This window comes from Formosa bonchosmolovskayae (genome assembly GCF_051016085.1).
Lineage (GTDB): Bacteria > Bacteroidota > Bacteroidia > Flavobacteriales > Flavobacteriaceae > Formosa.
The window spans coordinates 3,905,242-3,929,556 of record NZ_CP174605.1 but is presented as its reverse complement, the minus strand read 5'-3'; the positions used below and the strand labels follow the sequence as shown (position 1 = coordinate 3,929,556).

The following is a 24,315-nucleotide window of genomic DNA, read 5'->3' as shown; positions in this document are numbered from 1 at the left end:
AATAAATAACCTTTTATTTCTGCAGAAATATTTTATTTTTGCGCGGAATAATATAGAATTTATGGCAACTTATAAAAAGAGAGGTTACAAACCAACCGAAAAATCAGAAGTAGACAACGACATTGAAAATTTTGAAAACGTTGAAGAAAGTTCAACAACAGCAGAAGTTTTTAACACGTTAGACGAAACGGCTTCTAAAACTGAGGATTGGGTAGCTAACAATCAAAAATATATTTTTGTAATTATAGGTGTAGTTGCGGCACTTGTTTTAGGATATTTAGGATACAACGAATTTGTAGCGCAACCAAAAGAGAGCGAAGCAATGAACGATATGTCTCAGGCTAAAATTTACTTTAATCAAGCTGTTAACGGGACCGAAAAAGATTCTCTTTATACATTAGCCTTAAATGGTGGAGAAGGTAAATATGGTATGTTAGATATCATTGAAAACCACAGTGGAACGCCAGCGGCGAATATAGCTGAGTATTATGCAGGAATGGCTTACTTAAATTTAAAAGATTATAGTAAAGCGATTGAATATTTAGGTGATTTTTCTAGTGAAGATGAAGCTTTAGCACCTATCGCTAAAGGGGCAATTGGAGATGCATTTGTACAATTAAATCAATTAGAGGATGCTTTAGATTACTACAAGCAAGCGGCTGATCTTCGTACAAACGAATTTACAACACCAATGTATTTAAATAAAGCGGGATTAATTGCTTTAGAATTAGGAAAAGCCTCTGATGCTTTGAAATATTTTAAAACAATTAAAAACGATTATCCGTCTTCAACTGAGGCAACAACTGTAGATGTTTTTATAGGAAAAGCTGAAGTTTTAGCAAGCAAATAAAATAAAGATGGCAACAGCTAATCATAATTTATCAGAATACGATAAAACAACAATCCCAGACGCGAGCAACTTTCGGTTTGGGATTGTTGTTTCTGAATGGAACGATACCATTACCGAAGGTCTTTACAATGGTGCTTACAACGCACTAATTGAAAACGGTGTAGATCCAAGTAATATTAAGCGTTGGAATGTACCAGGAAGTTTTGAATTGATTTACGGAAGTAAAAAAATGCAAGAACAAATGGTAGATGCCGTAATAGCTATTGGTTGTGTGATTCAAGGCGAAACAAAACATTTCGATTTTGTTTGCGAAGGTGTCACTCAAGGTATTAAAGACTTGAATGTAATTAACGATGTTCCTGTTATTTTCTGTGTATTAACCGATAATAATCAACAACAGTCTATAGATCGTTCTGGTGGTATTCACGGTAATAAAGGTACAGAAGCGGCAGTAGCGGCAATTAAAATGGCAGACTTACGTAACAATTCGTAGTTTCCATATAATTATAAAATTTTATACGATATAAAACTCTCAACCTTGGTTGGGAGTTTTTTAGTTTATAGCGGAAAGAATTTCAGAAAGAAAGGTGTTGTAGCTAAACAGCGGGTCCTCTACTAGTCCGAAGCGTACAATTACAATGTCCTTAGAAGGAATAATACTTACTTGCTGACCTTGGTATCCGTTACAAGAAAATAAGTCTTTAGGAACATCTGGATAACGTCCGCCAGCATTTAACCAAAATTGTGCACCATAAATCCCGTCCGATGTATTTGTTGGGGTTTTGGTATAGGCTACCCAGTCTTTAGTTAAAATTTGTTCACCATTCCAATTACCATTATGTAAGTATAATAATCCGAATTTGCTCCAATCTCTTGCGGTGGCCCAACCGTAGGAAGATCCTATAAAATGACCTTTTAAATCGGTTTCTATAGTCATAGAATGCATTCCTATTTTATCTATTAATTCGGTGTACCAAAAATCTAAATAATTTTGATCTGTTTTAAATTGATTTCTGATAAATCCAGAGATAAGGTTTGTAGTTCCAGAGGAATAATTCCAACTTTGATCAGGTACGTCTGCTAATGTTTTTTCTCTTGGAATTTTGGGCATATCGGCCTTTAAAAACAACATTTTAGTCACATCAGAAATGTTTCCGTAGTCTTCTTCCCAAGCCAAACCACTATTCATTTGTAAGAGATTATTTAGTGTAATATTTGCTCTGTCGTCGTTTTCCCATTCAGGGAACAGATGTGATTGATTGGTATTCACGCGACCTTGTTTTTCTAGAATTCCCACCATTGCACTGGTGATGCTTTTCGTCATAGACCAACCTAAAATTTTAGTGTCTTTATTAAAATCGTCGGCATATTTTTCAGCAATAATTTGGTCTTTGTAAACTACAACTACGGCTCGGGTGCGCTTTAATTTTTCATCGCTTATGTCGAAAGCGTTGGTTATGGCTTCATCTAAAATAGTGTAATCAATATTAGAAAATACGGTATCTTTCTGAGGCAAATTGCCATATGGGAATGGTAGATTTTTAGGCGTTTTGTTTCTGTTGGGTTTAACGGTCAGCGTGGTGTGGTCTAATCCTTCTGGAATTAAAATACATCCTAATCCTTCTTTGTAAACGGCTGTTCTCGCCTTTAATCCGAATACGGTAGAGGTTACAGATTTGTTCTCGAAATCTATGGTGTTTGTTGCCAAATTAATAGGAGAGAAGTCGTTGTCTTGTGCTTCTATAGACGCTAAAGATCTGTCGGCTAAAAAGGTACAAGAACACACACTTTTAGAGGAAAATCCAGTGATAAAATTTAATTTTGGGTAATTTAAGTAAATTACACCGACTAAGCACATCAGAATTAATAGGCTAAGAATGGTAATTAATTTTTTCATACAGATCTATGTGTTTGCGAGTTAGCAATTTAATAGAATTATTGCTTTTTAGCGATACCGAGAATGGAAATAATTTAAAATATTCTAGTAATAAGGTGTAACCTATGTTACAATGAAACCTCTATGTTACGCCTATATTTGTCTATTCGTAACGGAGATTATTAAGTTTCCTTGCGGTTTAATCAATAAATAATTAAATATGGATTTTATTTTTCAACCGTGGCATTGGTTTATTTCAGGGTTTTTAATTGCACTATTTATGTTCGTGCTCTTGCTTTTAGGCAAAGGTTTTGGAATGTCTTCTAACCTTCGTGCATTTTGCAGTATTTGTGGTGGCGGTAAATACAGCTCGTTTTTTAATTACAATTGGAAAAAAGACAGTTGGAATTTATTTATAGTTATCGGTGCTATGCTGGGTGGCTATGTGGCCTCTCATTATTTATCTAGTGGCGATATGCCAGAGATTAGTGCATCTACAAAGTTGGCACTACAAGATTTAAATTTTTCTACTGTGAACAGTTATTTGCCAAACGAAATTTATGCTCTTGAAGCTTTATCGGAGGTTAAAACATGGCTGATTTTAATTTCTGGAGGCCTTTTAATTGGATTTGGAGCGCGGTATGCAGGAGGTTGTACTTCTGGACATGCTATTTCCGGATTAAGTAATTTACAATTACCGTCTTTAATAGCGGTTATAGGCTTCTTTATTGGAGGTTTATTTATGGTTCATGTGTTATTCCCATTTATATTTTAAGAAGATGAAAAAAGTATTATATATCCTTTTAGGATTAGTTTTTGGTGTGGTTATGTATAAATCTGAAGCTGCATCTTGGTTTCGTATTTATGAGATGTTTAGGTTTGAATCGTTCCATATGTATGGTATAATTGGTACGGCTTTGGTATTCGGAATTTTATTTGTGCAACTTATAAAACGATTCAATATTAAAACATTTAGTGGCGAACCGATAGTTATAGCAGATAAAGAAAAATCGGTTTCAAGATATCTAATTGGTGGTATTATATTCGGATTAGGTTGGGCGCTTGCAGGTGCTTGTCCAGGACCTATTTTTGTATTGGTAGGTGCAGGTTATATTCCGGTTCTTATTGTATTGATATCGGCAGTTGCAGGAACATTTATTTATGGCTTGTTAAGGGATAAGTTGCCTCATTAAAAAGGTGTTGTAACAAATTAAGTTGTTTGTCGTCTTATATGTATATATGAAATAAAAAATATCATGAGAGAAGACAAACAACTTTTAATTCTTACGCATTTAAGTCAGTTAGCAACTTTAGCCTTGGGCTTTGGAAGTTTAATAATTCCTTTAGTTTTATGGTTGATGCAAAAAGATAAAGTGGTTGGAATGGATGCAGAAGGTAAAAAGATTATCAATTTTCAAATTAGTTTAGTAATTTACTTTATTATATGCATACCGTTAATCTTGTTATTAGGACTTGGATTTGTAGGGTTTCTAATTTTAGGTGTTTTAAGTGTAATTTTTCCTATTTTAAATGCCATTAAAGTAAGTAACGGAGAACCGTCGACATATCCTTTATCTTTACATTTTATTAGTTAAAAATTTTTAAAGATAAAAACGAAAAACGCCCATGAGAATGGGCGTTTTTTATGCTTAAATATAATTTTAACTCTATCCGAATACAGCTTCTGCTTGAGTAGGAATATCGTGAAGTTCTGTTTTTAAATCTTCTAAAAAGGCATCAATCTGACTAAATGTAATTCCAGGGATACAAATAATGTGTGCGATATCTTCTTGAGATGCTAACTGATATTTTTTACAAATACGCGTGCTAGGTGTTGGGAATACTACGGTTAACCCTTCGTTGTTTCTCCAAGCTTTAATACCCAATAAGTTTAGTTTATGTTCTGTGTAAGCGGCAACATCTTGGCACGCTTTAACACGCTCTCTTAATCCTTTATGGTCGTGTTTTTTTATGAAATCCCATATAAATAAAGGTGTTAATCCATTTCTAGATCCTGTTATTGTAGTGTCCATAGTCCCTACATAGGATACAGAATGTGCGATACGATCTCTGTGTTGTCGCTTTACTAAAACAGCTCCACAAGGAATCGGGCTTCCAATAAATTTATGTCCTGAAATTGAAATACTATCAATACCCTCTGCAAAATCAAATTTTGGTTTCGCATCTATGTAAGGCGCAATAGTTCCTAAAAACGCGGCATCACAATGGATGTAATAATCCTTAATCGCGTACTTTTTAATAATGCGTTTTATTTCATCTATATTATCAACAGCTTCAGTCATTGTTGTTCCAATATTCAAAAAGAAAATGGCTGGTTTATCACGACGATAAGAAATCGTTTGTTCTAAATCTTCATAGTCCATTTCTCCATTTTCCTGAGAGCGAATCACGATATTAGGAATATTTAATAAGTGTAAATTCTTTTTAACACTATAATGTGTGCTTTCGCTATAATACACCATGGCATTAGGAAAACTTTCTCTGGCTACGTATAATCCGTATAAATTCCCTTCTGTACCACCATTAGTAATATAACCCCAAACATCCTTATCGTTGCTTGAAAGCATCTCTGCAAAGAACGAAATACACTTGCGCTCGATGTCTTTAGTATCTATTGCAAAAGTAGATGGGCTTTCTGGATCGCCAACATTATTAATGCAGATATCTAGAAATGGAGCATAATCGCTATAAGAGAAGTCTTTAGCTACAGGATACCCTAAAAAAGATTCTGAATGTGCTTTAATTCTATCGTAAACGGCTTGTATTTCTGGTGTGTTCATGTCTTAAATATTTCTACTACAAAGATAATATTTAATATATTTGTATTGCTAAACTTATTTTATTTGAAAAATTATACTTTAAAATTAAGTTTTAGTGGTAAATATTGCTTTTTAATATTGTGATTGATTAACCTTTTAGAAATTCTTACCATTATGAAGTTAGACGACATTGATTATAGGCTTATTGAAGCGCTCCAAAAAGACAGTAAACAGTCTATTAAACAGCTAGCCGAAGGCGTAAATTTATCTATTACACCGGTACACGAGCGCATAAAAAAGTTAGAAGCCTCAGGAATAATTAACGGCTATACGGCGATTATAGATTATAGTAAATTAGGTAAAACCTTGGTGGTATATTGCCAAGTAACCTTAACAACGCATCAGGATGAGCCTTTTCGTAATTTTGAAACCTATGTAAATACTTTAGACGATGTTATTGAAGCTAATTACATTGCAGGTACTTACGATGTGTTGTTAAAAATTTTACTGAAGGATATGAATGAATACCAAGAGTTTATATTGAAACGGTTTTCTAAAATGACGATTGTATCTCACATTCAGAGTTCGTTTGTAATTAAGAATATAAAGGATGGAAAAAACAAAGTCATGTAAATTCTAGGAATCTACATGACTTGCATATATTGTAAAATAAATAGTGTATTAACTGTTTAGCATCACTGGCATAACAAGCATAGTCACCTGTTCACCTTCGTCTAAGCCATCTATTGGTGTTAAAATACCAGCACGATTAGGTAAACTCATTTCTAGTTGTACATCGTCGGCATTTAAGTTGTTAAGCATTTCGGTTAAAAAACGAGAGTTGAAACCAATTTGCATATCATCGCCTTGGTAATCACACGTTAAACGCTCTTCGGCTTTGTTGCTGTAATCTATATCTTCGGCAGAGATGTTTAATTCTGCTCCTGCAATTTTTAATCGGATTTGGTGTGTTGTCTTGTTCGAGAAAATACTAACACGCTTAACAGAGCTTAAAAACTGATTTCTTGCAATGGTAAGTTTGTTTGGATTTTCTTTAGGAATAACGGCTTCGTAATTTGGATATTTTCCATCGATTAAACGACAGATTAATTCTACATTATCAAATGTGAATTTTGCATTCGAGTCGTTATACTCAACAATTACATCGTCTTCACTTCCTGCTAAAATTCCTTTTAATAAATTTAAAGGTTTCTTTGGCATAATGAATTCTGCCACCTCAGTAGCCGAAACATCTTCACGTGTATATTTAACTAATTTGTGAGCATCTGTTGCAACAAACGTTAAACCTTCTGTAGAGAATTGAAAAAAGACACCACTCATTACTGGGCGTAAATCGTCGTTTCCTGCAGCGAAAATGGTTTTACTAATTGCTGTTGCTAAAATATCTCCAACAATAGTAGTTGTACTTGGTTTGTCTAGAGATACAGCTTTAGGGAATTCGTTTCCGTTAGCATAGGCTAGAGCGTATTTACCGTGATTAGAACTGATTTCAATCGTGTTATTGTCTTCAATAATAAACGTTAAAGGTTGCTCTGGAAACGTTTTTAAAGTATCTAAAAGTAAACGTGCTGGAATAGCTACACTACCTTCACTATCGCTTTCTACTTCTAAAGTCGAAGACATAGTCGTTTCTAAATCACTAGCAGAAACAATAAGTTGCGAACTGCTTAATTCAAAAAGAAAATTATCTAAAATAGGTAAAGTGTTCGAACTGTTAATTACGCCTCCTAGAACTTGTAATTGCTTTAATAAATAGGTGCTTGATACTATAAATTTCATCTGTATCTAAATAAGATTATTTTAATAATTACAAATATATCTTTAATAGGGGTAACTAGGAAACAAACTTATTAACATTTAGGCACTGTACTTTTTTTTGCGTAAGTAATTAAAAATAAATCCAAAAACACCTAATAACCCTAATGGTACCAGTGTGTTAAGTAATTGCCAGCTTAATTTAGATTCCGAAATTTTTTCATGATCTAAAAATGGAACTGTAATTTCCTTAGAACGAATGTTTATAAGTCCATTATCGTCTAAGAGGTAATTTACCGAATTTAATAAGAATTCCTTATTTCCGAAAAGTTGTCCCGTCCATCTGTCGAAACCTAATTCTTGAGGTATATTTTTAATGACGTCGTTTTTAATAAGATCGCCATCTGCAATAACAATCATTTTTGTAGTTAAACCTTCGTCTTTATTCGCCTCTAACGTAAAGGGCTTAACTCTGTTTTTATAGGCCGATGTAAATTCGCCTTCAATTAAAACAGCTAATGGCTGACTCCCTTTATTAAATTCTTGAGGATTTGGTTCTTTAGTAACTACATCTAAACGAATCTCTTTAGGAGTCCCTTCTAACTTAGTTAGTTTTGCACTTTCTAAAAGAATCGTTTTCTTAAGATTGTTTTTTAAGGTGTCTATCGGATTCGAAAAATCGAATTTTATTAGATTAACGTTGTTTACTATCGGATGCGTGTTCGTGGTATTTACTAATGGTGAATAGGGCCAACGCACATTTTGAAATTGCGAATCACTACCTTCTCCCATGGCTAAAGTAATCGGGGCAGAGTAGGGTGTAGCCACTAGATACGGATTTATACGCACACCGTATTTAAAGAACAAATCGGTTAAGTTTAAATCTATTGGCAATGCAATAGCGCGTCCGCTTTCATTATACAGACTATCTTTTTCCATGGCTACAGCGTCAATAAGCCAAAGGCTTTTTCCGCCATTCATAGTATACTGGTCTAAAACCAATTTTTCCGCTTCAGAAAAAGCTTCAGTAGGTTTAGCGGCAATAATTAAATCGTAGTCTTTTAATGTATTAAGCGTGTTTTTAGGTTGTGTAGCGACACTATCTAAAGTAAATGGTGCAATGTAGTAATAGTCTTTTAATGTGGTAAGAAAATCGGCTAAGTACTGATCTTCTAATTCTCCGTTGCCTTTTAAAATAGCAATTTTTTTAGTTTTTCCGTATACTAATTTTCCTATTCCATCTGCAAACGCATACTCTAAATGTTGCACAGAATTAGTTACTAATTCCTGTTGCGAGGCGCCTAATTTATTTTTTACTAATGGAATTTTTACAGTCACACCGTTATAACTTGCCAAAGCCCAGGGAAATATAATTTCCTGACTGCTTTTTCCGTTTTCCTGAACAGTAAGTTGCATCGGAGTTAAACCTCGATTATTTAACTGCTGAATAATCTGATCGCGATTGGTTTCGTCTTCTAACGGATTTATAAAATTGAAGTGAAAATTACTGTTTTGAGCGTAAAATTCTTCTAACAGTTGTTTGGTTTCAGACTGAAGACGTCTAAACTCTGACGGGAACCCTTCACCTTCCAAAAAGATATCAATAATTACAGGAGATTCTACATCGGCTACAATATGTTTTGTGGCTTCACTTAGCGTGTAACGCTGATCTTGGGTTAAATCGAATCGTTTATAAAATGTATTTCCAATTCCGTTTAAAACCAAAATACCGATAACAATTAGTAATATATGTTTCAGATGCTTACTCATTATCTTCTAGTTCTAATTGATAGTGTTCTAATAAACGTACTTTACCGCCTTCGAAAGTAATTTCTAAACATTCCTGCTTTGTATTAAAAGCTCCAGGCTTGAGGCCTAAGTTGTAATTCCAATAATTAGAATCGTTTGTCTTGGTGGCATCATTCCAACTAAACCATCCTGGTTTTCCTAAAATAGCTTTGATTTCTGATTTTGATTTACCAAGCAAGAGATCAGATTGTTCTAAATCATTAGCCATTTCAAAGCGGTATGCCGGTTTTTCTTTCCAAACTTCTGCTTTAAACTGTTTTTCGTGGTGATACGTGCTAAATATATTAATTAACGGATATAGTAAGTAAAAATATACAATGGGTGTAAGCACCAAACTAATAAGTGCGGCTACCCATATGCGTTTATCTATCGTTCTAGAAAATATAAATAAAACAATAAAAAGCAGGACAAGTATAATTACAAAAGGTGTGGTTAAAATCATGCTTGCTTTGTATTAATATTAAAATGTGTTAGAGCTAAAAACAAACCTGAAACACTTATAAAATAAATAATATCCCGGGTATCTAAAACCCCTCGACTCATACTTTTAAAATGAAAACTCATCCCTAAGCTATCTATAAAATTGTTAGACATGGCATCTGCAATACCTTCAAAACCAATATAAAAAAAGAAGCATAAAAATACAGCGATTATAAAAGTGACAATTTGATTCTCGGAAAGTGTCGATGCAAAAATACCCATAGCCGTGTATGCGGCCACTAAAAATAACAAACCAAAATATGAGCCCAGGGTACTTCCTAGGTCTAAATTACCTTCGGGACTTCCTAGTTTATAAACTGTAAACACATATAATAGGCTTGGTAATAGGGCGATTACAATTAATATGAAAGCACCAAAATATTTGCCCAAAACAATTTGAAATTTTGAAATGGGTTTGGTTAGAAGTAGTTCTAACGTGCCTTGCTTTTTTTCGTCCGAAAAACTACGCATCGTAACTGCAGGAATTAAAAAGACTAAAATCCAAGGCGCTAGCAGAAAGAAGCTAGAAAGATCGGCAAAACCATTATCTATAATATTAAATTCGCCTTTAAAAAACCATAAAAATAATCCGTTTAAGAGTAAGAATATGGCAATAACCAAATAGCCAATTGGCGAAGCAAAAAACGAATTTATTTCTTTTTTTAATATGGCAAACATCTGTTATGTAATATGGTTTGAAATTGAAATGAGCGACTAGTTTACGGTAAACATTCTAGTTTATCTACACTCCAAGCTTCAGGTTTAGCGTTAAATAATTTTTTTGTTTCAGACCAAACCGAAATGAATAAATCGGAATGTCTGTAATTGTGCAAAGCGTGTTCGTTGTCCCAATAACTATATGTGAAAAATATATTTTGGTGTTCTTTATCGCGATATAACTCTAAAAATGTACAGCCTTCAAAATTACGAATCTGTTCCTTTTTAGAGTTAAAAATACTAAGAAAGGATTCTACTTTAGAAGGCTCAAAACTTAATTTTACTATACGAACAAACATAAATTAATCTTTATAAAAGTTAACCGTTATGGTATCCATTAATTTTAATCCCATTAATGTAGACGCTCCTCCAACGGTAGTGGTGTTACTTTTATAAATAGCAATTTCTAAATAGTTAGACGAATTAAAAACAACTAAACCTTTTCCTTCGGTATGTCTGTCGGCTGCGGGTTTAGTAAAGTCTACAATGTCACTATATTTATTATATATTTTATTAAACGAGTGATTCCGTGCAGATATTTTGTACGCACGTCCTTTTTGTATGTTTTCAAAAAAATTGCGTTTAATATTGGTAATCACATTGCCATAATTATCGACGTAAATAATACTACCAATAATCTGCATCTGATCGTCGTTAATATAAGGTTTTAAGTTTTGTATGGGTTTTATATCCTGAATACGCTTACCAATAACATCCAAAGTTCCGCCACGTGCAATATGGCAAGCCACTTTTACAAAGACATCTAAAACCGGAAAGCTACTCTGTACTTTTTCGTGAATATTAATTTCTACGATACGCTCCGGATTAATCTCCGTACAAATCATACTCATAATACCGTTATTGGCACAGATAAAATAATGGCCATCTAAGAGTACCGCAATGTGTTTGTTTTCTGCATTTAATTCGGCATCAATTCCGATTATATGAATAGTGCCTTTTGGAAAACTAGTATACGCGTTTTGGATGATATATGCCGCCTCAGAGATGCTAAATGGTGATACATTATGCGAGATATCAACAATTCTAACATCACTTAATTCACTATATATAGCGCCCTTTATCGCCCCAGCGAAGTGGTCTTTTTCACCAAAATCAGAAGTTAAAGTTATTATAGCCATAGGTGAATTGTTGATATGTTTTTTACATATCTGAACTAAAATTGATTAGATTTGTTAGAGGCACAAAACTAATAAAACTTAACTGAAAAATTTAATTAAATCGACTAGCTTTTGAACGAAATAATTATTGAACTGGAAGAGATTACTCCAAAAGAATTTTTTGGAGCACAAAACGTAAATATTGAACTTCTAAAAAAATATTTCCCCAAACTAAAAATTGTTGCTAGGGGCAATAAAATCAAAGCTTTTGGAGATGAAGATCTCTTAGAAGAATTTGATCGCCGGTTAACCATGTTGCTTAATCATTTCGGAAAATATAATAAGTTAGACGAAAACACTATCGAGCGTGTGCTAACAAGTCAGAGTAGCGACGATTACGCCACATCTAAGAAAAGTGGAGAGGTTATAGTTCATGGCGCAAGCGGAAAACTAATTCGCGCCCAAACTGCAAATCAGCGTAAGCTTGTAGAAAGCATGCGTAATAACGATATGGTATTTGCGATTGGTCCTGCGGGAACGGGTAAAACGTATACTGGTGTTGCACTAGCGGTACAGGCGTTAAAAAATAAAGAAGTTAAACGTATTATTTTAACACGTCCTGCTGTAGAAGCTGGAGAAAATTTAGGTTTTCTTCCTGGCGATTTAAAGGAGAAATTAGATCCGTATATGCAACCACTTTACGATGCATTACGAGATATGATCGCGCCTGAAAAATTAAATATGTATATCGAAAATGGAACCATACAAATTGCGCCTTTGGCCTTTATGCGTGGACGTACATTAGATAATGCCTTTGTAATTTTAGATGAAGGTCAGAATACAACACACGCCCAAATGAAGATGTTCTTAACCCGTATGGGTAAAAATGCTAAATTTTTATTGACTGGAGATCCTGGTCAAGTAGATTTACCGAGACGTACCACTTCAGGTTTAAAAGAAGCTTTGTTGGTTCTAAAAAACGTAGAAGGTGTAGGTATGGTTTATCTGGACGAAAAAGATGTTATTAGACATCAACTGGTGAAGAAAGTTATTGAAGCTTATAAAAGTATTGAAAATAGAGAGTAGGCGCAAGTCTACTCTTTTTTTTATCTCACTCTTATAAGGGGTAAGGATTTGGTATAGTAATAATTATTTTTGAAATTACCACTATACCACTATACCACTATACCACTATACCACTATACCACTATACCACTATACCACTATACCACTATACCACTATACCACTATACCATTACACCACTATACCACTATACCACTATACCACTATACCACTATACCACTATACCACTATACCATTACACCACTATACCATTACACCATTTCCCCGCTGTTAAATTTTAATATAAAGTTCGCTCGCTTCAACACTTAAAATTTGTATATTTAGGATACAGGATGCCAAATGAGTCCGATTAAAATATCCTAGTTTTTAATGAAAATAAATCACGTGTTGTTTTGTTGTATTATGTCTCTCGTCTTTATGGGGTTAACAAGCTGTATGGATGGAGTGAAAAAAAAGAAACCTGCTAAATTTGTTCATCCTGATTTACCTAATGAGCGCGTTAATAAAATAAAATCTAAGGGCGTAGGGAAAACTTCAACGATTCAATTATCGGATACGATAAATGTGGATTTAGCAAAAAAAGGAAAGTTTGTTTTTGAAAAGCGATGTGCTTCTTGCCATAAATTAACCGACCAAAGGCTAGTTGGGCCAGGTTGGGAAAACATAACAAATTCGAGACGACCAGAATGGATTCTTAATATGATTACGAATACAAGCGAAATGTTAGAAAAAGATAGCGATGCCAAAATGATGCTTGACGATTGTTTAACTCGAATGCCTAATCAAAACTTAACTGAAGAAGAAGCGCGTGCCGTATTAGAATTTATGAGGCAAAACGACCTGGAACGTGTACAAGTTAAAGATGGAGCTGTTGAAAAACCTAATGAATAAAGCTTACTAAAGTCTGAGTGGGTTTAAACTTAAATATAGTAGAGTGTGATTTCCTAAATTTATGTTCTTAAAAGGGGAATTTAAAAAGAGAGCATCATTCAAAAAGTGATCTAAAATAAATTATCATTTTCGAAACTTCGATAAAAATATTTTGTGATTAATTCCTTACTTTTACCCTTTCAATTTTATTAATATTTAAAGCGTCTCAACAGGAGTAAGATGCAATTATACAAATCATGACAATTACAGATACTAATTTCAATTTTCCAGGACAAAAAAGTTTGTATAAAGGAAAAGTTAGAGCAGTTTACAATATTAACGACGATTTATTGGTAATGGTTGCCACAGATAGATTAAGTGCATTCGATGTTGTTATGCCAAAAGGAATTCCTTTTAAAGGTCAGATTTTAAATCAGATTGCCACTAAATTTATGGCACAGACTGAAGATATAGTTCCGAATTGGTTAATTGCCACTCCAGACCCCAATGTTGCGGTTGGACATTTATGCGAACCTTTTAAAGTTGAAATGGTTATTCGTGGTTATATGTCGGGACATGCTGCGCGCGAATATAAATTAGGTAAGCGTGTACTTTGTGGTGTTGCTATGCCAGAAGGTATGAAAGAAAACGATAAGTTTCCGGAGCCTATTATTACGCCTGCGACTAAAGCCGAAATGGGAGATCACGACGAAGATATATCGAGAGAAGATATTATTAGTAAAGGCATTGTTTCTGAAGAAGATTATTTAATACTAGAAGATTATACACGTAAATTGTTTCAGCGTGGGACAGAAATTGCTGCCGAAAGAGGTTTGATTCTTGTAGATACTAAATATGAATTTGGTAAAACTAAAGAAGGTAAAATTGTCTTAATCGACGAAATTCATACGCCAGATTCTTCACGTTATTTTTATGCCGAAGGGTATGAAACTCGTCAGGAGAAAGGTGAAGAGCAGAAGCAGTTATCTAAAGAATTTGTACGCCAGTGGTTAATTACTAATGGGTTTCAAGGTTTAGAAGGACAAGAGTTACCTGTTATGAGCGACGACTATATAGATACAATTAGCGAACGTTATATTGAATTATACGAGAATATTATGGGGGAACCATTTGTTAAATCAGATGTAACAAACATTGAAGAGCGTATTAAAACAAATGTAGAAAACTATTTAGCTTCTATGTAATCTTGGACGGTGCATAGACTTTAATTTTATAAAGCTCCAAGCCTTTCTAATATTTATATTTAGGAAGGCTTTTATTTTGTCTTCATAAATCACAACCAGACAAACTACGCTCATAAAAGCCAAGGCTCCTAATACGGCAGACCAAGGTTCTAAACTGTTATGTGCGTAACGATAAAGGCCAAAACCAGTGTAGCTACCATAGAGAATTATAAAATGAACAACATAAATGGAAAGGGTGTTGTTTCCTAATTTTAAAATTAATGGGTGTTTTAAATAAGATTCTAAAGCGTAAAAAACACCAAATACTAATAGCACATTTCCTAATCGGATAAACAGATAATTATAATTGGCAACATTGTAGAACAGTTCAATGTGGGTTACTTTATAAATTAAGTAAAAAGCTTCAGAAGACAGGCTATTTAAAAACAATCCACCAAAAATAAAACTTGATATCGCAATGGTTTTAAATTGAGGTTTGTACTGGAATTTCTGAAAAATAATTCCTAGAACAGCGCCAAATGCGACAAAGCCAAACCAAGGTAAAAGCGTAAAAACGGATCCGTTTTCTTTTGTTATATAATTAACCAAAATATCGGGTACTTGAGGTAAGGTTAAGGTCCTATACACAGGTTCGGATGCAAATACAAGAACTCCAATACCCGTTAATAGTGAGGCAAGTAATTTGGTTTGATTTTTTAATAAGGCATAACATCCGTTTAAAAGAATCACAGATATTCCAATAATTTGTAATACATCTATAACCAAAAAATAGCTATCTATATGTCCTGCTAACCAAGAGAAAATGGGAATTCTTAACGAATAACCAATTAGTAAAAGTGAGGCACCGCGTTTAAAACCCTTTTTAATTCTGAGGTTTTCGTTGCCTTTAGATTCTGCTTTTTTTAGTAAATAAAGGATTACTAATCCTGTAATTGTGAAAAATAATGGTGCGGTATTACCTCTAAATCCATTCCAGATTGTAAATGCTACATATTCTGAAGACTTATAAGACGTGTGTAATAAGCCATCTATAAAATGACCTTGAAGCATCATTAATATAGCGAAGGCTCTAACAGCATCCAAAAAGTATAGTCTATTTTCTTTCAAAGGTACAGGTCTATTAAAGTTGCGAAAATACATCAATTTTAAATCAAAATACACACTTTAGCGAAATTGAATTAAGTGTAATATAATATGCATTTTAATTATAAAAATCGAAAAAGTGATTAGGTTTTTAGGGTAATGGAGAGCGTTTTCAATCTAAAAAAGAATATATTTATCAAAATATAGCTTTCAATTTATGGCCACTTTAAACAATATTATAAAGGAATTTGCCGCTCTGGTTTGGGGTTTACCACTGTTAATTCTATTAATAGGTGGTGGACTATACTTACTAATATATTCTCGATTTTTGCCATTTCGTTTTATTGGTCATGCATTTCAGGTATTACGTGGTAAATACGATAATCCGAATGATCCTGGAGAGATTACGCATTTTCAAGCGCTTACTACCGCTTTGTCGGCCACTGTTGGAATGGGAAATATTGCAGGTGTAGCCGTGGCTATTGCAATAGGTGGACCAGGAGCCGTCTTTTGGATGTGGGTGAGTGCGATTATAGGAATGGCAACAAAATTCTTCACGTCTACGCTTGCTGTTTTGTATCGTGGTAAGGATAGTGAAGGACAATTACAAGGAGGTCCGATGTATTTTATAGAGGAAGGGTTAGGTAAAAAATGGAAGCCTTTGGCGGTTATGTTTAGTGTTTGTGGTTTGGTGGGAGCATTGCCAATCTTTAATGTAAACCAATTAACGCAAGCGATTAACGATATTTTATTGGCACCAAATCATATCGAAGTGGGTTTTACATCTAGCTTAATTATTGGACTTGTTTTGGTTGTAATTACTAGTATTGTAATATTAGGAGGTTTGGATCGGATTAGTAAAACGGCTTCAAAACTTGTTCCTGCGATGGTCGGTTTATATTTTATTTTAGTAGTATTTATTCTTGCTGTAAATGTTCAGGAGATTCCTAAATACATGGGCATGATTTTTTCGAATGCGTTCACGGCTCAAAATTTTAAAGGCGATAATTTCTTAGGCGGTGCTGTAGGCGGATTGATTTTATTAGGAATTCGTAGAGGCGCATTTTCCAACGAAGCGGGAATTGGTACCGCACCCATGGCTCACGGCGCCGCTAAAACAGCAGAACCCATACGAGAAGGTTTAGTTGCTATGTTGGGGCCTGCAATAGATACCTTAGTCGTTTGTACCCTTACAGCTTTGGCTATATTGGTGACTGGAGTTTGGCAAACGTCCGATGCTAATGGAGTGAGTTTAACAGCTTCAGCTTTTGCTCACGACATGCCAGGCGTAGGAAAATATTTATTACTGCTTTGTATTTTTGTGTTTAGTATATCGTCCCTGTTTTCTTATGCTTATTATGGCACAAAATGTATGTCTTTTCTGTTTGGAGCCGATAAAAAGCATTATTACAATTACTTTTATATAGGAAGTATTATTTTAGGAGCCACCACATCTTTAAGTATGATGATTAATTTAATTGATGGCTTTTTTGCCTTAATGGCAATTCCTACCATGGTTGCAACACTTATTATGGCACCTCGGGTTCTAGCTCGCGTTAAGGTGTATGTTGCTAACTTAAAGAATGCGTAGCAACGAAAGATTTATAGTTAACAAGTTAAAGAGACCGTTTAAATAATACAATTTAAACGGTCTCTTTGTGTTAAAAATACTTTTAGATTGGATTTAGATGTTATTTGTATTAAGAGCCACTAGCTTTTACTAGTCATATACATTACCAAACTTTTGCGATGATATGCATTTATAGAGTTATAAAGTGAAGTGGGATTTAAATTAGAATTTGGTTTAACCGATTAAAACAGGGGTTTACTTAAAGCGTTGTCTCATTCACTGAAAACTTGAAATTGGTATAAAAAAAAGTCTCAGATTTGAATCTATATACAAAACATCAGGTGTAATGAAAGTAAACAATATAAGATCAGCGGTTTTTACCTCTACGTTATTAATCATGGGAATTGTAAGTTTAGCATCTTGCTCAAGTAGTGAAAGCGACAGTGATGTTGAAACCGATAGTCAAGATGATAATATCATTGTAGATGTCGAACCTTCTTATTTTTATACCGAGGGACAAAATATTACAGTAACAAAAGTGCCCTGTACCTTATCTGATGGTTCGAGTTCCGATTGTTATCAAATTGTGTCTACAAGTATACCTGCCGATCACGCAATGGGACCATGGTGTCCGAGTAATATAGAAGATGGTGCAGAGGCTGGTGGAATCTGGTTGGAAGGCGGAGAAGTGTATGATGTAGATGGAGCTTTTATAAAGAATATGGCTACATTTTATAACGATGCTAATTGGTTAATGTACGATGATAATGGCGATGTGTATGTCACCGATTCTGAAGAAGATTGCATTAATGCCGCGAATCCCGATGTAGGAACAGAATACGAAAATTTTTGTGTAGAATGTATTCCATCTTATATTACAGATATTTCTCAAACCTGGTTAATTCCTGTAACACCAGTATATCAAAGTGATGTGGTTTATTTTGCTACCGAAGGAGGAGGCGGTCCTGGATCGGTTAGTATTCCTTCTACACGTGGGATTGCTTTAAATGGTATCGAATTCTCTGCACCAGCACCAACTAATAATATTTTAAGTGCGTATACATTGGCACCGTTTGATGATGCTGGTGGTCATATTAATGTGCATCAGGGGTATCATTACCACGCCGCAACAGGATATAGTATTAAAGTTGAGCAAGAAGACGGACATGCGGCATTAATAGGTTACGCTTTAGATGGGTTTGGTATTTATGAGTTATTAGACGAGAGTGGTGCTATGCCAACAGATTTAGATGATTTACGCGGACATTCAGATGAGACTCGTGGCTACCATTATCACGTAGACGATGCAGGAAATAATAAATTTATTAACGGTTTAAGAGGAGCTTATGTATTGTAATATGGCAAATAAAATGCGCGTAACATTAGTTTTAGTGTGGTTTTTTATACCCATGGTGGTTTTAGCACACTCAACATCGCAATCTAGTACCGTTTTGGTAGAAGGGAAAAACGGACAATGGACACTTCAGGTTAGAGCAGCGCTGTCGGCTTTCGAGAGTGTCGTGCATCAGGAATATACTGCAAATGGCTATGCAACTCCGAAAGAATTTGAAGATTTGGTGTTTGCCTTAATGGCAAAGAACCTAACGCTTACCATTAACGATCGAGAGATAGTGCTTAAAGATCCCAAAATTAAATTGGGACATGAAACCTTAGTGGTTTATCTGATTGATGTCCCTGATAATTTTGAAACGGTTAGTCTCAATAATACCATGTTTCAGGATATTTTTAAAAGTAAAAACACCTTCATGATTTTGAAAAATGGAGTAAATAGAAATGTTTTTGCTCTAGAGAAATCTAATGCATTCGCTACTAAAGTGAAATTGGAAGAAAATGAATTCATATTAGTTGAAGCAGATGAAAGTTTGGCAGATAGTACAACAAATTGGTACGTGTTTAATTTTTTATTTATTCTAGCAGGAGTAGGCCTAATAGTAAGGTTAACAATGAAAAAGACAGATGCAGATGAAATGAATATAGATTGTGAATAACCTAATTAAATAGATTGTGTTATGAGACTTTTTTAAGGAAATGGACTGTAAGTAAGTCTTGTTTTGGTTGTCTTAAAGAATACTAAAAGCTTAATAGCGATTTATAAAAACCTTGTAATAGTGTAGAACTATTATAAGGTTTTATTCTTTAATCACTGTTGATTGGATAGGTTTAAAATAGAAAATCTACCGCTTCTTAAAATCAAGTACGCGAGAAGAATCTCTAATAATTAATTCTGGTTCTAAAATTAATTTATGGAGTACAGGCTTGTAGTTTTCGTCGTTTATACGCAGTAAAACTTGTTGTGCTACTAGTTTTCCAATCTCTTTATTATGCTGATATATGGAGGTTATAGGCGGCGTGACTAGCGATGTAAAGGGTTCGTTGCTAAACCCCACTAAGGCAATCTGCTCTGGGACTTTAATATTATGTTCTTGCATTACTTGTAAAGCACCTAAAGCGGCATAATCTCCAGCGGCATAAACTGCATCGGGTATTTCTGGCAGTTTTAAAAGCGCTTCCATTTTAGCACGGCCTTCTTCTATAGTTAAGCTACATTCTAATAAAAGGGCGTCGTCTTCCGGCAATTTATGTTTTCTTAAGGCGTCTTTATAACCCCGAATTCTATTTTGGTAAATTCTAGTATGTCCGTAACCGGCAATATGAGCAATGCGTTTACAACCTTGTTCAACCAGATGATTCACTATAATATTACTACTAGCGTAATCGTCAATTCCTATATAATCTACACCAATATCATTTTCACCACGATCAAATAAAACTAAGGGAATACCATTTTGTTTAATTTTATGGTAATAATCAAAATTAACAGTTTCGTTTGCTAAGGATGCTATAATTCCATCTACTTGGGTCTGTAGTAAGGCATCTATATTCCGACATTCTTTCTCGTAAGATTCATTAGATTGGGTAATAATAAGGTTGTAGCCTTCTTTATTTAATTCTTTCTCGATACTTTCCATGACAGACGAAAAAAAGTAACTATTAGTTTTAGCTACAATAATACCTATCAATTTACTTTTACCACTTCTTAATGCAGAGGCTAGATGATTGGGCTGATATTCTAATTCTTCAGCCACTTTTCTTACCGCAATTTTAGTTTTCTCGCTAATTCTAGGATGGTTGTGTAGTGCTCTAGAAACAGCAGAAGGTGTAATGTTTAAAACATTAGCAATATCTTTTATGGTGGTTTTCTTTTTCAATATGTAACGAGATTGAAGTCAATCGTTTGAGCAAAGATATTATTTTTGACCTAATATATTAAAGTAAATGGAAATCAATTCCTTCAATATAAAAAATAGAGAAGTTTTAAAAGATTTGAACAAACGTTTGCATAGATGAAAATATTTTAATAATTTTACTCTTACAAAGTGAAAAAGAGGAATTTAACGTCTTCTTGTAAAATATAACTTAATTAATATAAATTTAAAATAATGAGTAAAGTAGTAACGTTTGGAGAAATCATGTTAAGATTAGCTCCTCAAGGATTTTTAAGATTTTCTCAAGCTAACAATTTTGATGTTGTTTACGGTGGTGGAGAATCTAACGTAGCAGTATCATTAGCTAACTATGGTATTTCTTGTGATTTTGTAACACGTTTACCTAAGAATGATATTGGGGAATGTGCAATGATGGAAATGCGCAAAAGAGGCGTTGGTGTTGATAAAATTGTTTGGGGTGGCGAGCGTTTAGGAATTTATTTCTTAGAAACTGGAGCTGTATCTAGAGGAAGTAAAGTGGTTTACGATAGAGCGTATTCTTCTATGTCTACAATTGAGTCAGGAATGATTGATTGGGATGCTGTTTTCGAAGGTGTAGAGTGGTTTCACTGGACTGGTATTACTCCAGCTATTTCTCAAAGTTCTGCAGATGTATGTTTAGAAGCTGTTAAAGCGGCTAGCGAAAAAGGAATTACAATTTCTACAGACTTAAATTACCGTGCTAAATTATGGAACTACTGTGACGACGCGCACAGAGAAGCTGTAATGACAGAATTAACTTCTTACTGTGATATCGTTTTAGGAAACGAAGAAGATGCTGAAATGCACTTCGGAATTAAGCCTGATGGTGCTGCAGTACAAACTGCTGGTCACGATGTTAAAGCAGAAGCTTTCTTATCTGTTTGTAAGCAAATGATGGCTAAATTCCCTAAAGCTAAAAAAGTAATTACTACGTTAAGAGGATCTATCTCTGCATCTCATAACACATGGGCTGGAGTGTTATACGATGGAACAAAAATGTTAGAAACACGTCAATACCAAATTACTGATATCGTAGATAGAGTAGGTGGTGGAGATTCTTTCATGGGAGGTTTAATCTACGGATTATTAACATACCCAGATAACGATCAAAATGCATTAGACTTCGCAGTTGCTGCATCTTGTTTAAAACACACTATTAAAGGTGATGCTAACTTAGCTACTGTTGCCGAAGTTAACAAACTTATGGGTGGAGACGCTTCTGGTCGTGTTGCTAGATAATAACTACAAACTTTAAAATCATTTAAAAACAAACACGATTAGTACATGGAAAAATCAATAGCAATTATTTGTGGAGGCGGACCTGCACCTGGAATAAATACTGTAATTAGTACAGTAGCCAAAACCTTTATGAAAGATGGTTATAAGGTGATAGGCGTGCATCACGGATATCAAGGATTGCTTTCAGACGAACCTGAAGTAAAGGTTTTCGACTTTCATCATGCCGATCGTATTTTTAGTCGTGGCGGATCTACTTTAATTATGAGTAGGTTTAAACCAAAAGACAGTGATTTTAAATCAGATTTTTTTAAGAAAAATAATGTAAAATTATTAGTTACTATTGGCGGCGACGATACCGCGTCTACCGCCAATAGATTAACTAAATTTCTTCAAACAGAACAATTAGATGTTAAGCACGTACATGTACCTAAAACTATAGATAACGATTTGCCTTTACCTGATCGTAATCCAACATTCGGATTTCATACAGCTAAAGACGAAGGCGTTAGAATAGGGAATACGGTATACGAAGATGCGAGAACGAGTGAAAACTGGTTCGTGATGTCTGCTATGGGACGTTCTGCTGGACATTTAGCTTTTGGAATAGCATCGGCATGTCATTTTCAAATGATGATTATTCCTGAAATGTTTAACAAAACAAAGATTACGTTCGAGAAGCTTATTAATATGATAGTGTCTTCTATAGTGAAATGTAAGCTAGAAGGTGTTGAATATGGTGTGGCTTTAGTGAGTGAAGGCGTGTTCCATTTTATGGATGAAGAAGAAATTATAAACTCTGGAATTAATTTTACTTACGACGATCACGGTCATCCCGAATTAGGGAATGTGAGTAAATCACATATCTTTAACTATCTATTACAAATAAAGTTAAAAGAGATTGGTTTAGTAGTAAAATCAAGACCAGTAGAGCTTGGTTACGAGTTAAGATGTTGTAACCCTATAGCATTCGATTTAACACTGTGTTCTTTATTAGGAATAGGGGTTAAAAAATTATTCGATCAAGGTATTTCAGGTTGTATAGTGAGTGCAAATTCAAGAGGTGATATTACACCATTGTATTTAAAGGACTTTGAAGATGAAAACGGAAAAATACCACCAAGACTAGTCGATATCAATTCAGATATGGCGCAGCTTTTTATAGACAATCTATTCTACATTAAAGAGAAAGATTACGAAAAAGCAAAACAATATTTACCAAATCCAGAAGCATACGATTTCAAGAAAATCTTAAACTGGAATTAAAAATTAAAACATAACAAAATGGCACAATTTTCAAGATTAGAAGTGGCTCAAGCAATGAAAGATACAGGAATGATTCCTTTATTTTTTCACAACGATATTGAGTTAAGTAAAAAAGTTTTAAAAGCTTGTTACGATGGTGGAGCAAGATTAATGGAATTCACAGCTCGTGGAGATTTCGCTCACGAAGTTTTTGGAGAGTTAACTAAATATGCTATTAAAGAATTACCGGGTATGATTATGGGTGTTGGTTCTGTTACAGACGGTGCTGCAGCTTCTTTATACATGGCATTAGGTGCAAACTTTATTGTAACTCCAGTTTTAAGAGAAGATATCGCAATTGCTTGTAACCGTAAAAAAGTATTATGGTCTCCTGGATGTGGTACTTTAACAGAAATTACTAGAGCAGAAGAATTAGGATGTGAAATCGTAAAATTATTCCCTGGTGATATCTACGGACCTCAATTTGTAAAAGGAATTAAAGGCCCACAACCTTGGACAAGTGTTATGCCAACTGGTGGTGTTTCTCCAACAGAGGAAAACCTAAAAGGATGGTTTGATGCAGGTGTAACTTGTGTTGGTATGGGATCTCAATTAATCTCTAAAGATATTATTGCTAATAAAGATTACGCGAAATTAGAGCAAGATGTAAAAAATGCTTTAGCTATCGTAAAAGCAGTTAGAAAATAATTAGTTATTTATAACAAAACAATTTAAAAGGACTGTCTGTAAAGACGGTCCTTTTTTGTTCAGATGCATTTTAAATCGTACGAGTTATTCTGATTTTATATCAATATATTCACGAAATAATTGAATAACAATCGGTTAAAAAAAAGATTGCTATTTTTTTTAAATTTATCACATTTTAAGTTGTGTAGTTTGTTAAAGCTACTTATATTTGCACAGCTTTTTAGGAATTATATATTTCGAAAAAAGTACTTTTCAGAACACATGTTGTTCGTGAATGGTGGCATAGCTCAGTTGGATAGAGCACCTGCCTTCTAAGCAGGCGGTCGAAGGTTCGAATCCTTCTGCCATCACAAAAAAGCTTTCGAGAAATCGGAAGCTTTTTTTGTTTTCTACACTTTTTAATAAGCACCAATTCTAGATTAAAACGTTTTAATTATTAAAGAATAAAAACGGCCTAAATTTTATAGTTGTAGGAGTGCGATTTTTTCAATTATAAAAGTCTTTTTTAGACCTCAAAATTAATATTAAGATCATGTTTATTTAAAGCAATTTTAGGTTGTGTTTTTGTATTTTATGGCGAAAACGTTTGAAAGTTTTTTCTACGTTTAAATCTTATTTAGAATTATTCTATTTAGCTCT

25 protein-coding genes and 1 tRNA gene are annotated in these 24,315 nt (G+C 34.2%); 16 read left to right on the top strand and 10 right to left on the bottom strand.

Translation table 11 applies throughout. The features are described 5' to 3' along the window. Positions 1-61 precede the first annotated feature (61 nt). Positions 62-850 (top strand): tetratricopeptide repeat protein, encoded by a 789-nt coding sequence (locus ACKC83_RS16890; protein WP_414035056.1) that lies wholly within the window; start codon positions 62-64, stop codon positions 848-850. Between the two features lie 7 nt (positions 851-857). Next, positions 858-1,343 (top strand): 6,7-dimethyl-8-ribityllumazine synthase, encoded by a 486-nt coding sequence (gene ribH, locus ACKC83_RS16885; protein WP_414035055.1) that lies wholly within the window; start codon positions 858-860, stop codon positions 1,341-1,343. 60 nt (positions 1,344-1,403) lie between these two features. Here the strand turns inward: ribH and ACKC83_RS16880 are convergent, their stop codons facing one another. Next, entirely contained in the window at positions 1,404-2,747 is a 1,344-nt protein-coding gene (locus tag ACKC83_RS16880) for a serine hydrolase domain-containing protein (RefSeq protein ID WP_434036436.1), read from the bottom strand. Positions 2,748-2,946: 199 nt separating this feature from the next. Between ACKC83_RS16880 and ACKC83_RS16875 the strand changes: the two genes are divergently transcribed. From ACKC83_RS16875 to ACKC83_RS16865, 3 genes are all read left to right on the top strand, one after another. Continuing rightward, positions 2,947-3,501, top strand: a complete 555-nt coding sequence (locus tag ACKC83_RS16875; RefSeq protein ID WP_434036435.1) for a YeeE/YedE family protein — start codon at positions 2,947-2,949, stop codon at positions 3,499-3,501. A 4-nt stretch (positions 3,502-3,505) separates the two neighbouring features. Next, positions 3,506-3,919: a YeeE/YedE family protein gene (locus ACKC83_RS16870; RefSeq protein ID WP_414035052.1), complete on the top strand. Its 414-nt coding sequence runs from the start codon at positions 3,506-3,508 to the stop codon at positions 3,917-3,919. Positions 3,920-3,982: 63 nt separating this feature from the next. Next, on the top strand, positions 3,983-4,321 hold the full coding sequence (locus ACKC83_RS16865) for a DUF4870 domain-containing protein (RefSeq protein WP_434036434.1): 339 nt from the start codon (positions 3,983-3,985) through the stop codon (positions 4,319-4,321). Between the two features lie 72 nt (positions 4,322-4,393). Here the strand turns inward: ACKC83_RS16865 and ACKC83_RS16860 are convergent, their stop codons facing one another. Next, positions 4,394-5,527: a histidine decarboxylase gene (locus ACKC83_RS16860; RefSeq protein ID WP_414035050.1), complete on the bottom strand. Its 1,134-nt coding sequence runs from the start codon at positions 5,525-5,527 to the stop codon at positions 4,394-4,396. A gap of 150 nt (positions 5,528-5,677) precedes the next feature. On the opposite strand from ACKC83_RS16860, the gene ACKC83_RS16855 reads away from it, so the two are divergent. Continuing rightward, positions 5,678-6,139, top strand: a complete 462-nt coding sequence (locus ACKC83_RS16855; RefSeq protein WP_414035081.1) for an Lrp/AsnC family transcriptional regulator — start codon at positions 5,678-5,680, stop codon at positions 6,137-6,139. A 48-nt stretch (positions 6,140-6,187) separates the two neighbouring features. Here the strand turns inward: ACKC83_RS16855 and dnaN are convergent, their stop codons facing one another. From dnaN to ACKC83_RS16825, 6 genes are all read right to left on the bottom strand, one after another. Next, positions 6,188-7,306 carry a DNA polymerase III subunit beta gene (gene dnaN, locus ACKC83_RS16850; RefSeq protein ID WP_414035049.1) on the bottom strand — a complete coding sequence of 373 codons (1,119 nt, stop codon included), beginning with the start codon at positions 7,304-7,306 and terminating at the stop codon, positions 6,188-6,190. 78 nt (positions 7,307-7,384) lie between these two features. Beyond that, positions 7,385-9,052, bottom strand: coding sequence for a gliding motility-associated ABC transporter substrate-binding protein GldG (gldG, locus tag ACKC83_RS16845; RefSeq protein WP_434036433.1), 1,668 nt, complete (start codon positions 9,050-9,052; stop codon positions 7,385-7,387). After that, entirely contained in the window at positions 9,045-9,533 is a 489-nt protein-coding gene (locus ACKC83_RS16840; protein WP_434036432.1) for a hypothetical protein, read from the bottom strand. The genes gldG and ACKC83_RS16840 overlap by 8 nt, the downstream gene beginning before the upstream one ends. Further along, a complete protein-coding gene (gene gldF / locus ACKC83_RS16835; protein ID WP_414035046.1) occupies positions 9,530-10,249 on the bottom strand; it encodes a gliding motility-associated ABC transporter permease subunit GldF in 720 nt (239 codons plus the stop codon). The genes ACKC83_RS16840 and gldF overlap by 4 nt, the downstream gene beginning before the upstream one ends. Before the next feature lie 41 nt (positions 10,250-10,290). Next, complete coding sequence (locus ACKC83_RS16830) at positions 10,291-10,587, bottom strand: putative quinol monooxygenase (protein WP_434036431.1); 297 nt, start codon at positions 10,585-10,587, stop codon at positions 10,291-10,293. A 3-nt stretch (positions 10,588-10,590) separates the two neighbouring features. Continuing rightward, on the bottom strand, positions 10,591-11,427 hold the full coding sequence (locus tag ACKC83_RS16825; RefSeq protein WP_434036430.1) for an SAM hydrolase/SAM-dependent halogenase family protein: 837 nt from the start codon (positions 11,425-11,427) through the stop codon (positions 10,591-10,593). Between the two features lie 111 nt (positions 11,428-11,538). On the opposite strand from ACKC83_RS16825, the gene ACKC83_RS16820 reads away from it, so the two are divergent. From ACKC83_RS16820 to ACKC83_RS16810, 3 genes are all read left to right on the top strand, one after another. Further along, positions 11,539-12,492: a PhoH family protein gene (locus ACKC83_RS16820; protein WP_414035043.1), complete on the top strand. Its 954-nt coding sequence runs from the start codon at positions 11,539-11,541 to the stop codon at positions 12,490-12,492. A gap of 367 nt (positions 12,493-12,859) precedes the next feature. Further along, positions 12,860-13,381, top strand: coding sequence for a c-type cytochrome (locus tag ACKC83_RS16815; protein WP_434036429.1), 522 nt, complete (start codon positions 12,860-12,862; stop codon positions 13,379-13,381). A 236-nt stretch (positions 13,382-13,617) separates the two neighbouring features. Beyond that, positions 13,618-14,565 carry a phosphoribosylaminoimidazolesuccinocarboxamide synthase gene (locus ACKC83_RS16810; protein WP_434036428.1) on the top strand — a complete coding sequence of 316 codons (948 nt, stop codon included), beginning with the start codon at positions 13,618-13,620 and terminating at the stop codon, positions 14,563-14,565. On the opposite strand, the gene ACKC83_RS16805 is transcribed toward ACKC83_RS16810, so the two are convergent. Beyond that, positions 14,551-15,672 (bottom strand): heparan-alpha-glucosaminide N-acetyltransferase domain-containing protein, encoded by a 1,122-nt coding sequence (locus tag ACKC83_RS16805; protein WP_434036427.1) that lies wholly within the window; start codon positions 15,670-15,672, stop codon positions 14,551-14,553. The genes ACKC83_RS16810 and ACKC83_RS16805 overlap by 15 nt on opposite strands. Before the next feature lie 193 nt (positions 15,673-15,865). Here ACKC83_RS16805 and ACKC83_RS16800 point away from each other — a divergent pair, with 193 nt between their 5' ends. From ACKC83_RS16800 to ACKC83_RS16790, 3 genes are all read left to right on the top strand, one after another. Then, positions 15,866-17,239 (top strand): alanine/glycine:cation symporter family protein, encoded by a 1,374-nt coding sequence (locus ACKC83_RS16800; protein ID WP_434036426.1) that lies wholly within the window; start codon positions 15,866-15,868, stop codon positions 17,237-17,239. A gap of 325 nt (positions 17,240-17,564) precedes the next feature. After that, positions 17,565-18,575 (top strand): YHYH protein, encoded by a 1,011-nt coding sequence (locus tag ACKC83_RS16795; RefSeq protein ID WP_434036425.1) that lies wholly within the window; start codon positions 17,565-17,567, stop codon positions 18,573-18,575. A gap of 13 nt (positions 18,576-18,588) precedes the next feature. Beyond that, positions 18,589-19,227 carry a DUF6702 family protein gene (locus tag ACKC83_RS16790; protein ID WP_434036424.1) on the top strand — a complete coding sequence of 213 codons (639 nt, stop codon included), beginning with the start codon at positions 18,589-18,591 and terminating at the stop codon, positions 19,225-19,227. Between the two features lie 186 nt (positions 19,228-19,413). Here ACKC83_RS16790 and ACKC83_RS16785 read toward each other — a convergent pair whose 3' ends face one another. Beyond that, complete coding sequence (locus tag ACKC83_RS16785) at positions 19,414-20,451, bottom strand: LacI family DNA-binding transcriptional regulator (RefSeq protein WP_414035080.1); 1,038 nt, start codon at positions 20,449-20,451, stop codon at positions 19,414-19,416. Positions 20,452-20,679: 228 nt separating this feature from the next. Here ACKC83_RS16785 and ACKC83_RS16780 point away from each other — a divergent pair, with 228 nt between their 5' ends. From ACKC83_RS16780 to ACKC83_RS16765, 4 genes are all read left to right on the top strand, one after another. Next, positions 20,680-21,726, top strand: a complete 1,047-nt coding sequence (locus ACKC83_RS16780) for a PfkB family carbohydrate kinase (protein WP_414035036.1) — start codon at positions 20,680-20,682, stop codon at positions 21,724-21,726. Between the two features lie 45 nt (positions 21,727-21,771). Then, complete coding sequence (locus ACKC83_RS16775; RefSeq protein WP_414035035.1) at positions 21,772-22,989, top strand: 6-phosphofructokinase; 1,218 nt, start codon at positions 21,772-21,774, stop codon at positions 22,987-22,989. An 18-nt stretch (positions 22,990-23,007) separates the two neighbouring features. Next, positions 23,008-23,676 (top strand): bifunctional 4-hydroxy-2-oxoglutarate aldolase/2-dehydro-3-deoxy-phosphogluconate aldolase, encoded by a 669-nt coding sequence (locus tag ACKC83_RS16770; RefSeq protein WP_414035034.1) that lies wholly within the window; start codon positions 23,008-23,010, stop codon positions 23,674-23,676. Positions 23,677-23,952: 276 nt separating this feature from the next. Continuing rightward, positions 23,953-24,026: transfer RNA gene (locus ACKC83_RS16765), tRNA-Arg, on the top strand. The last annotated feature ends 289 nt before the right edge of the window (positions 24,027-24,315 follow it).

What these genes read in the sequence shown, in the direction of transcription:
- ACKC83_RS16890 (WP_414035056.1), top strand. Translation starts at nt 62, where the DNA reads ATGGCAACTTATAAAAAGAGAGGTTACAAACCAACCGAAAAATCAGAA.
- ribH (WP_414035055.1), top strand. Translation starts at nt 858, where the DNA reads ATGGCAACAGCTAATCATAATTTATCAGAATACGATAAAACAACAATC.
- ACKC83_RS16880 (WP_434036436.1), bottom strand. Translation starts at nt 2,747, where the DNA reads ATGAAAAAATTAATTACCATTCTTAGCCTATTAATTCTGATGTGCTTA.
- ACKC83_RS16875 (WP_434036435.1), top strand. Translation starts at nt 2,947, where the DNA reads ATGGATTTTATTTTTCAACCGTGGCATTGGTTTATTTCAGGGTTTTTA.
- ACKC83_RS16870 (WP_414035052.1), top strand. Translation starts at nt 3,506, where the DNA reads ATGAAAAAAGTATTATATATCCTTTTAGGATTAGTTTTTGGTGTGGTT.
- ACKC83_RS16865 (WP_434036434.1), top strand. Translation starts at nt 3,983, where the DNA reads ATGAGAGAAGACAAACAACTTTTAATTCTTACGCATTTAAGTCAGTTA.
- ACKC83_RS16860 (WP_414035050.1), bottom strand. Translation starts at nt 5,527, where the DNA reads ATGAACACACCAGAAATACAAGCCGTTTACGATAGAATTAAAGCACAT.
- dnaN (WP_414035049.1), bottom strand. Translation starts at nt 7,306, where the DNA reads ATGAAATTTATAGTATCAAGCACCTATTTATTAAAGCAATTACAAGTT.
- gldG (WP_434036433.1), bottom strand. Translation starts at nt 9,052, where the DNA reads ATGAGTAAGCATCTGAAACATATATTACTAATTGTTATCGGTATTTTG.
- ACKC83_RS16840 (WP_434036432.1), bottom strand. Translation starts at nt 9,533, where the DNA reads ATGATTTTAACCACACCTTTTGTAATTATACTTGTCCTGCTTTTTATT.
- gldF (WP_414035046.1), bottom strand. Translation starts at nt 10,249, where the DNA reads ATGTTTGCCATATTAAAAAAAGAAATAAATTCGTTTTTTGCTTCGCCA.
- ACKC83_RS16830 (WP_434036431.1), bottom strand. Translation starts at nt 10,587, where the DNA reads ATGTTTGTTCGTATAGTAAAATTAAGTTTTGAGCCTTCTAAAGTAGAA.
- ACKC83_RS16825 (WP_434036430.1), bottom strand. Translation starts at nt 11,427, where the DNA reads ATGGCTATAATAACTTTAACTTCTGATTTTGGTGAAAAAGACCACTTC.
- ACKC83_RS16815 (WP_434036429.1), top strand. Translation starts at nt 12,860, where the DNA reads ATGAAAATAAATCACGTGTTGTTTTGTTGTATTATGTCTCTCGTCTTT.
- ACKC83_RS16810 (WP_434036428.1), top strand. Translation starts at nt 13,618, where the DNA reads ATGACAATTACAGATACTAATTTCAATTTTCCAGGACAAAAAAGTTTG.
- ACKC83_RS16800 (WP_434036426.1), top strand. Translation starts at nt 15,866, where the DNA reads ATGGCCACTTTAAACAATATTATAAAGGAATTTGCCGCTCTGGTTTGG.
- ACKC83_RS16795 (WP_434036425.1), top strand. Translation starts at nt 17,565, where the DNA reads ATGAAAGTAAACAATATAAGATCAGCGGTTTTTACCTCTACGTTATTA.
- ACKC83_RS16790 (WP_434036424.1), top strand. Translation starts at nt 18,589, where the DNA reads ATGCGCGTAACATTAGTTTTAGTGTGGTTTTTTATACCCATGGTGGTT.
- ACKC83_RS16780 (WP_414035036.1), top strand. Translation starts at nt 20,680, where the DNA reads ATGAGTAAAGTAGTAACGTTTGGAGAAATCATGTTAAGATTAGCTCCT.
- ACKC83_RS16775 (WP_414035035.1), top strand. Translation starts at nt 21,772, where the DNA reads ATGGAAAAATCAATAGCAATTATTTGTGGAGGCGGACCTGCACCTGGA.
- ACKC83_RS16770 (WP_414035034.1), top strand. Translation starts at nt 23,008, where the DNA reads ATGGCACAATTTTCAAGATTAGAAGTGGCTCAAGCAATGAAAGATACA.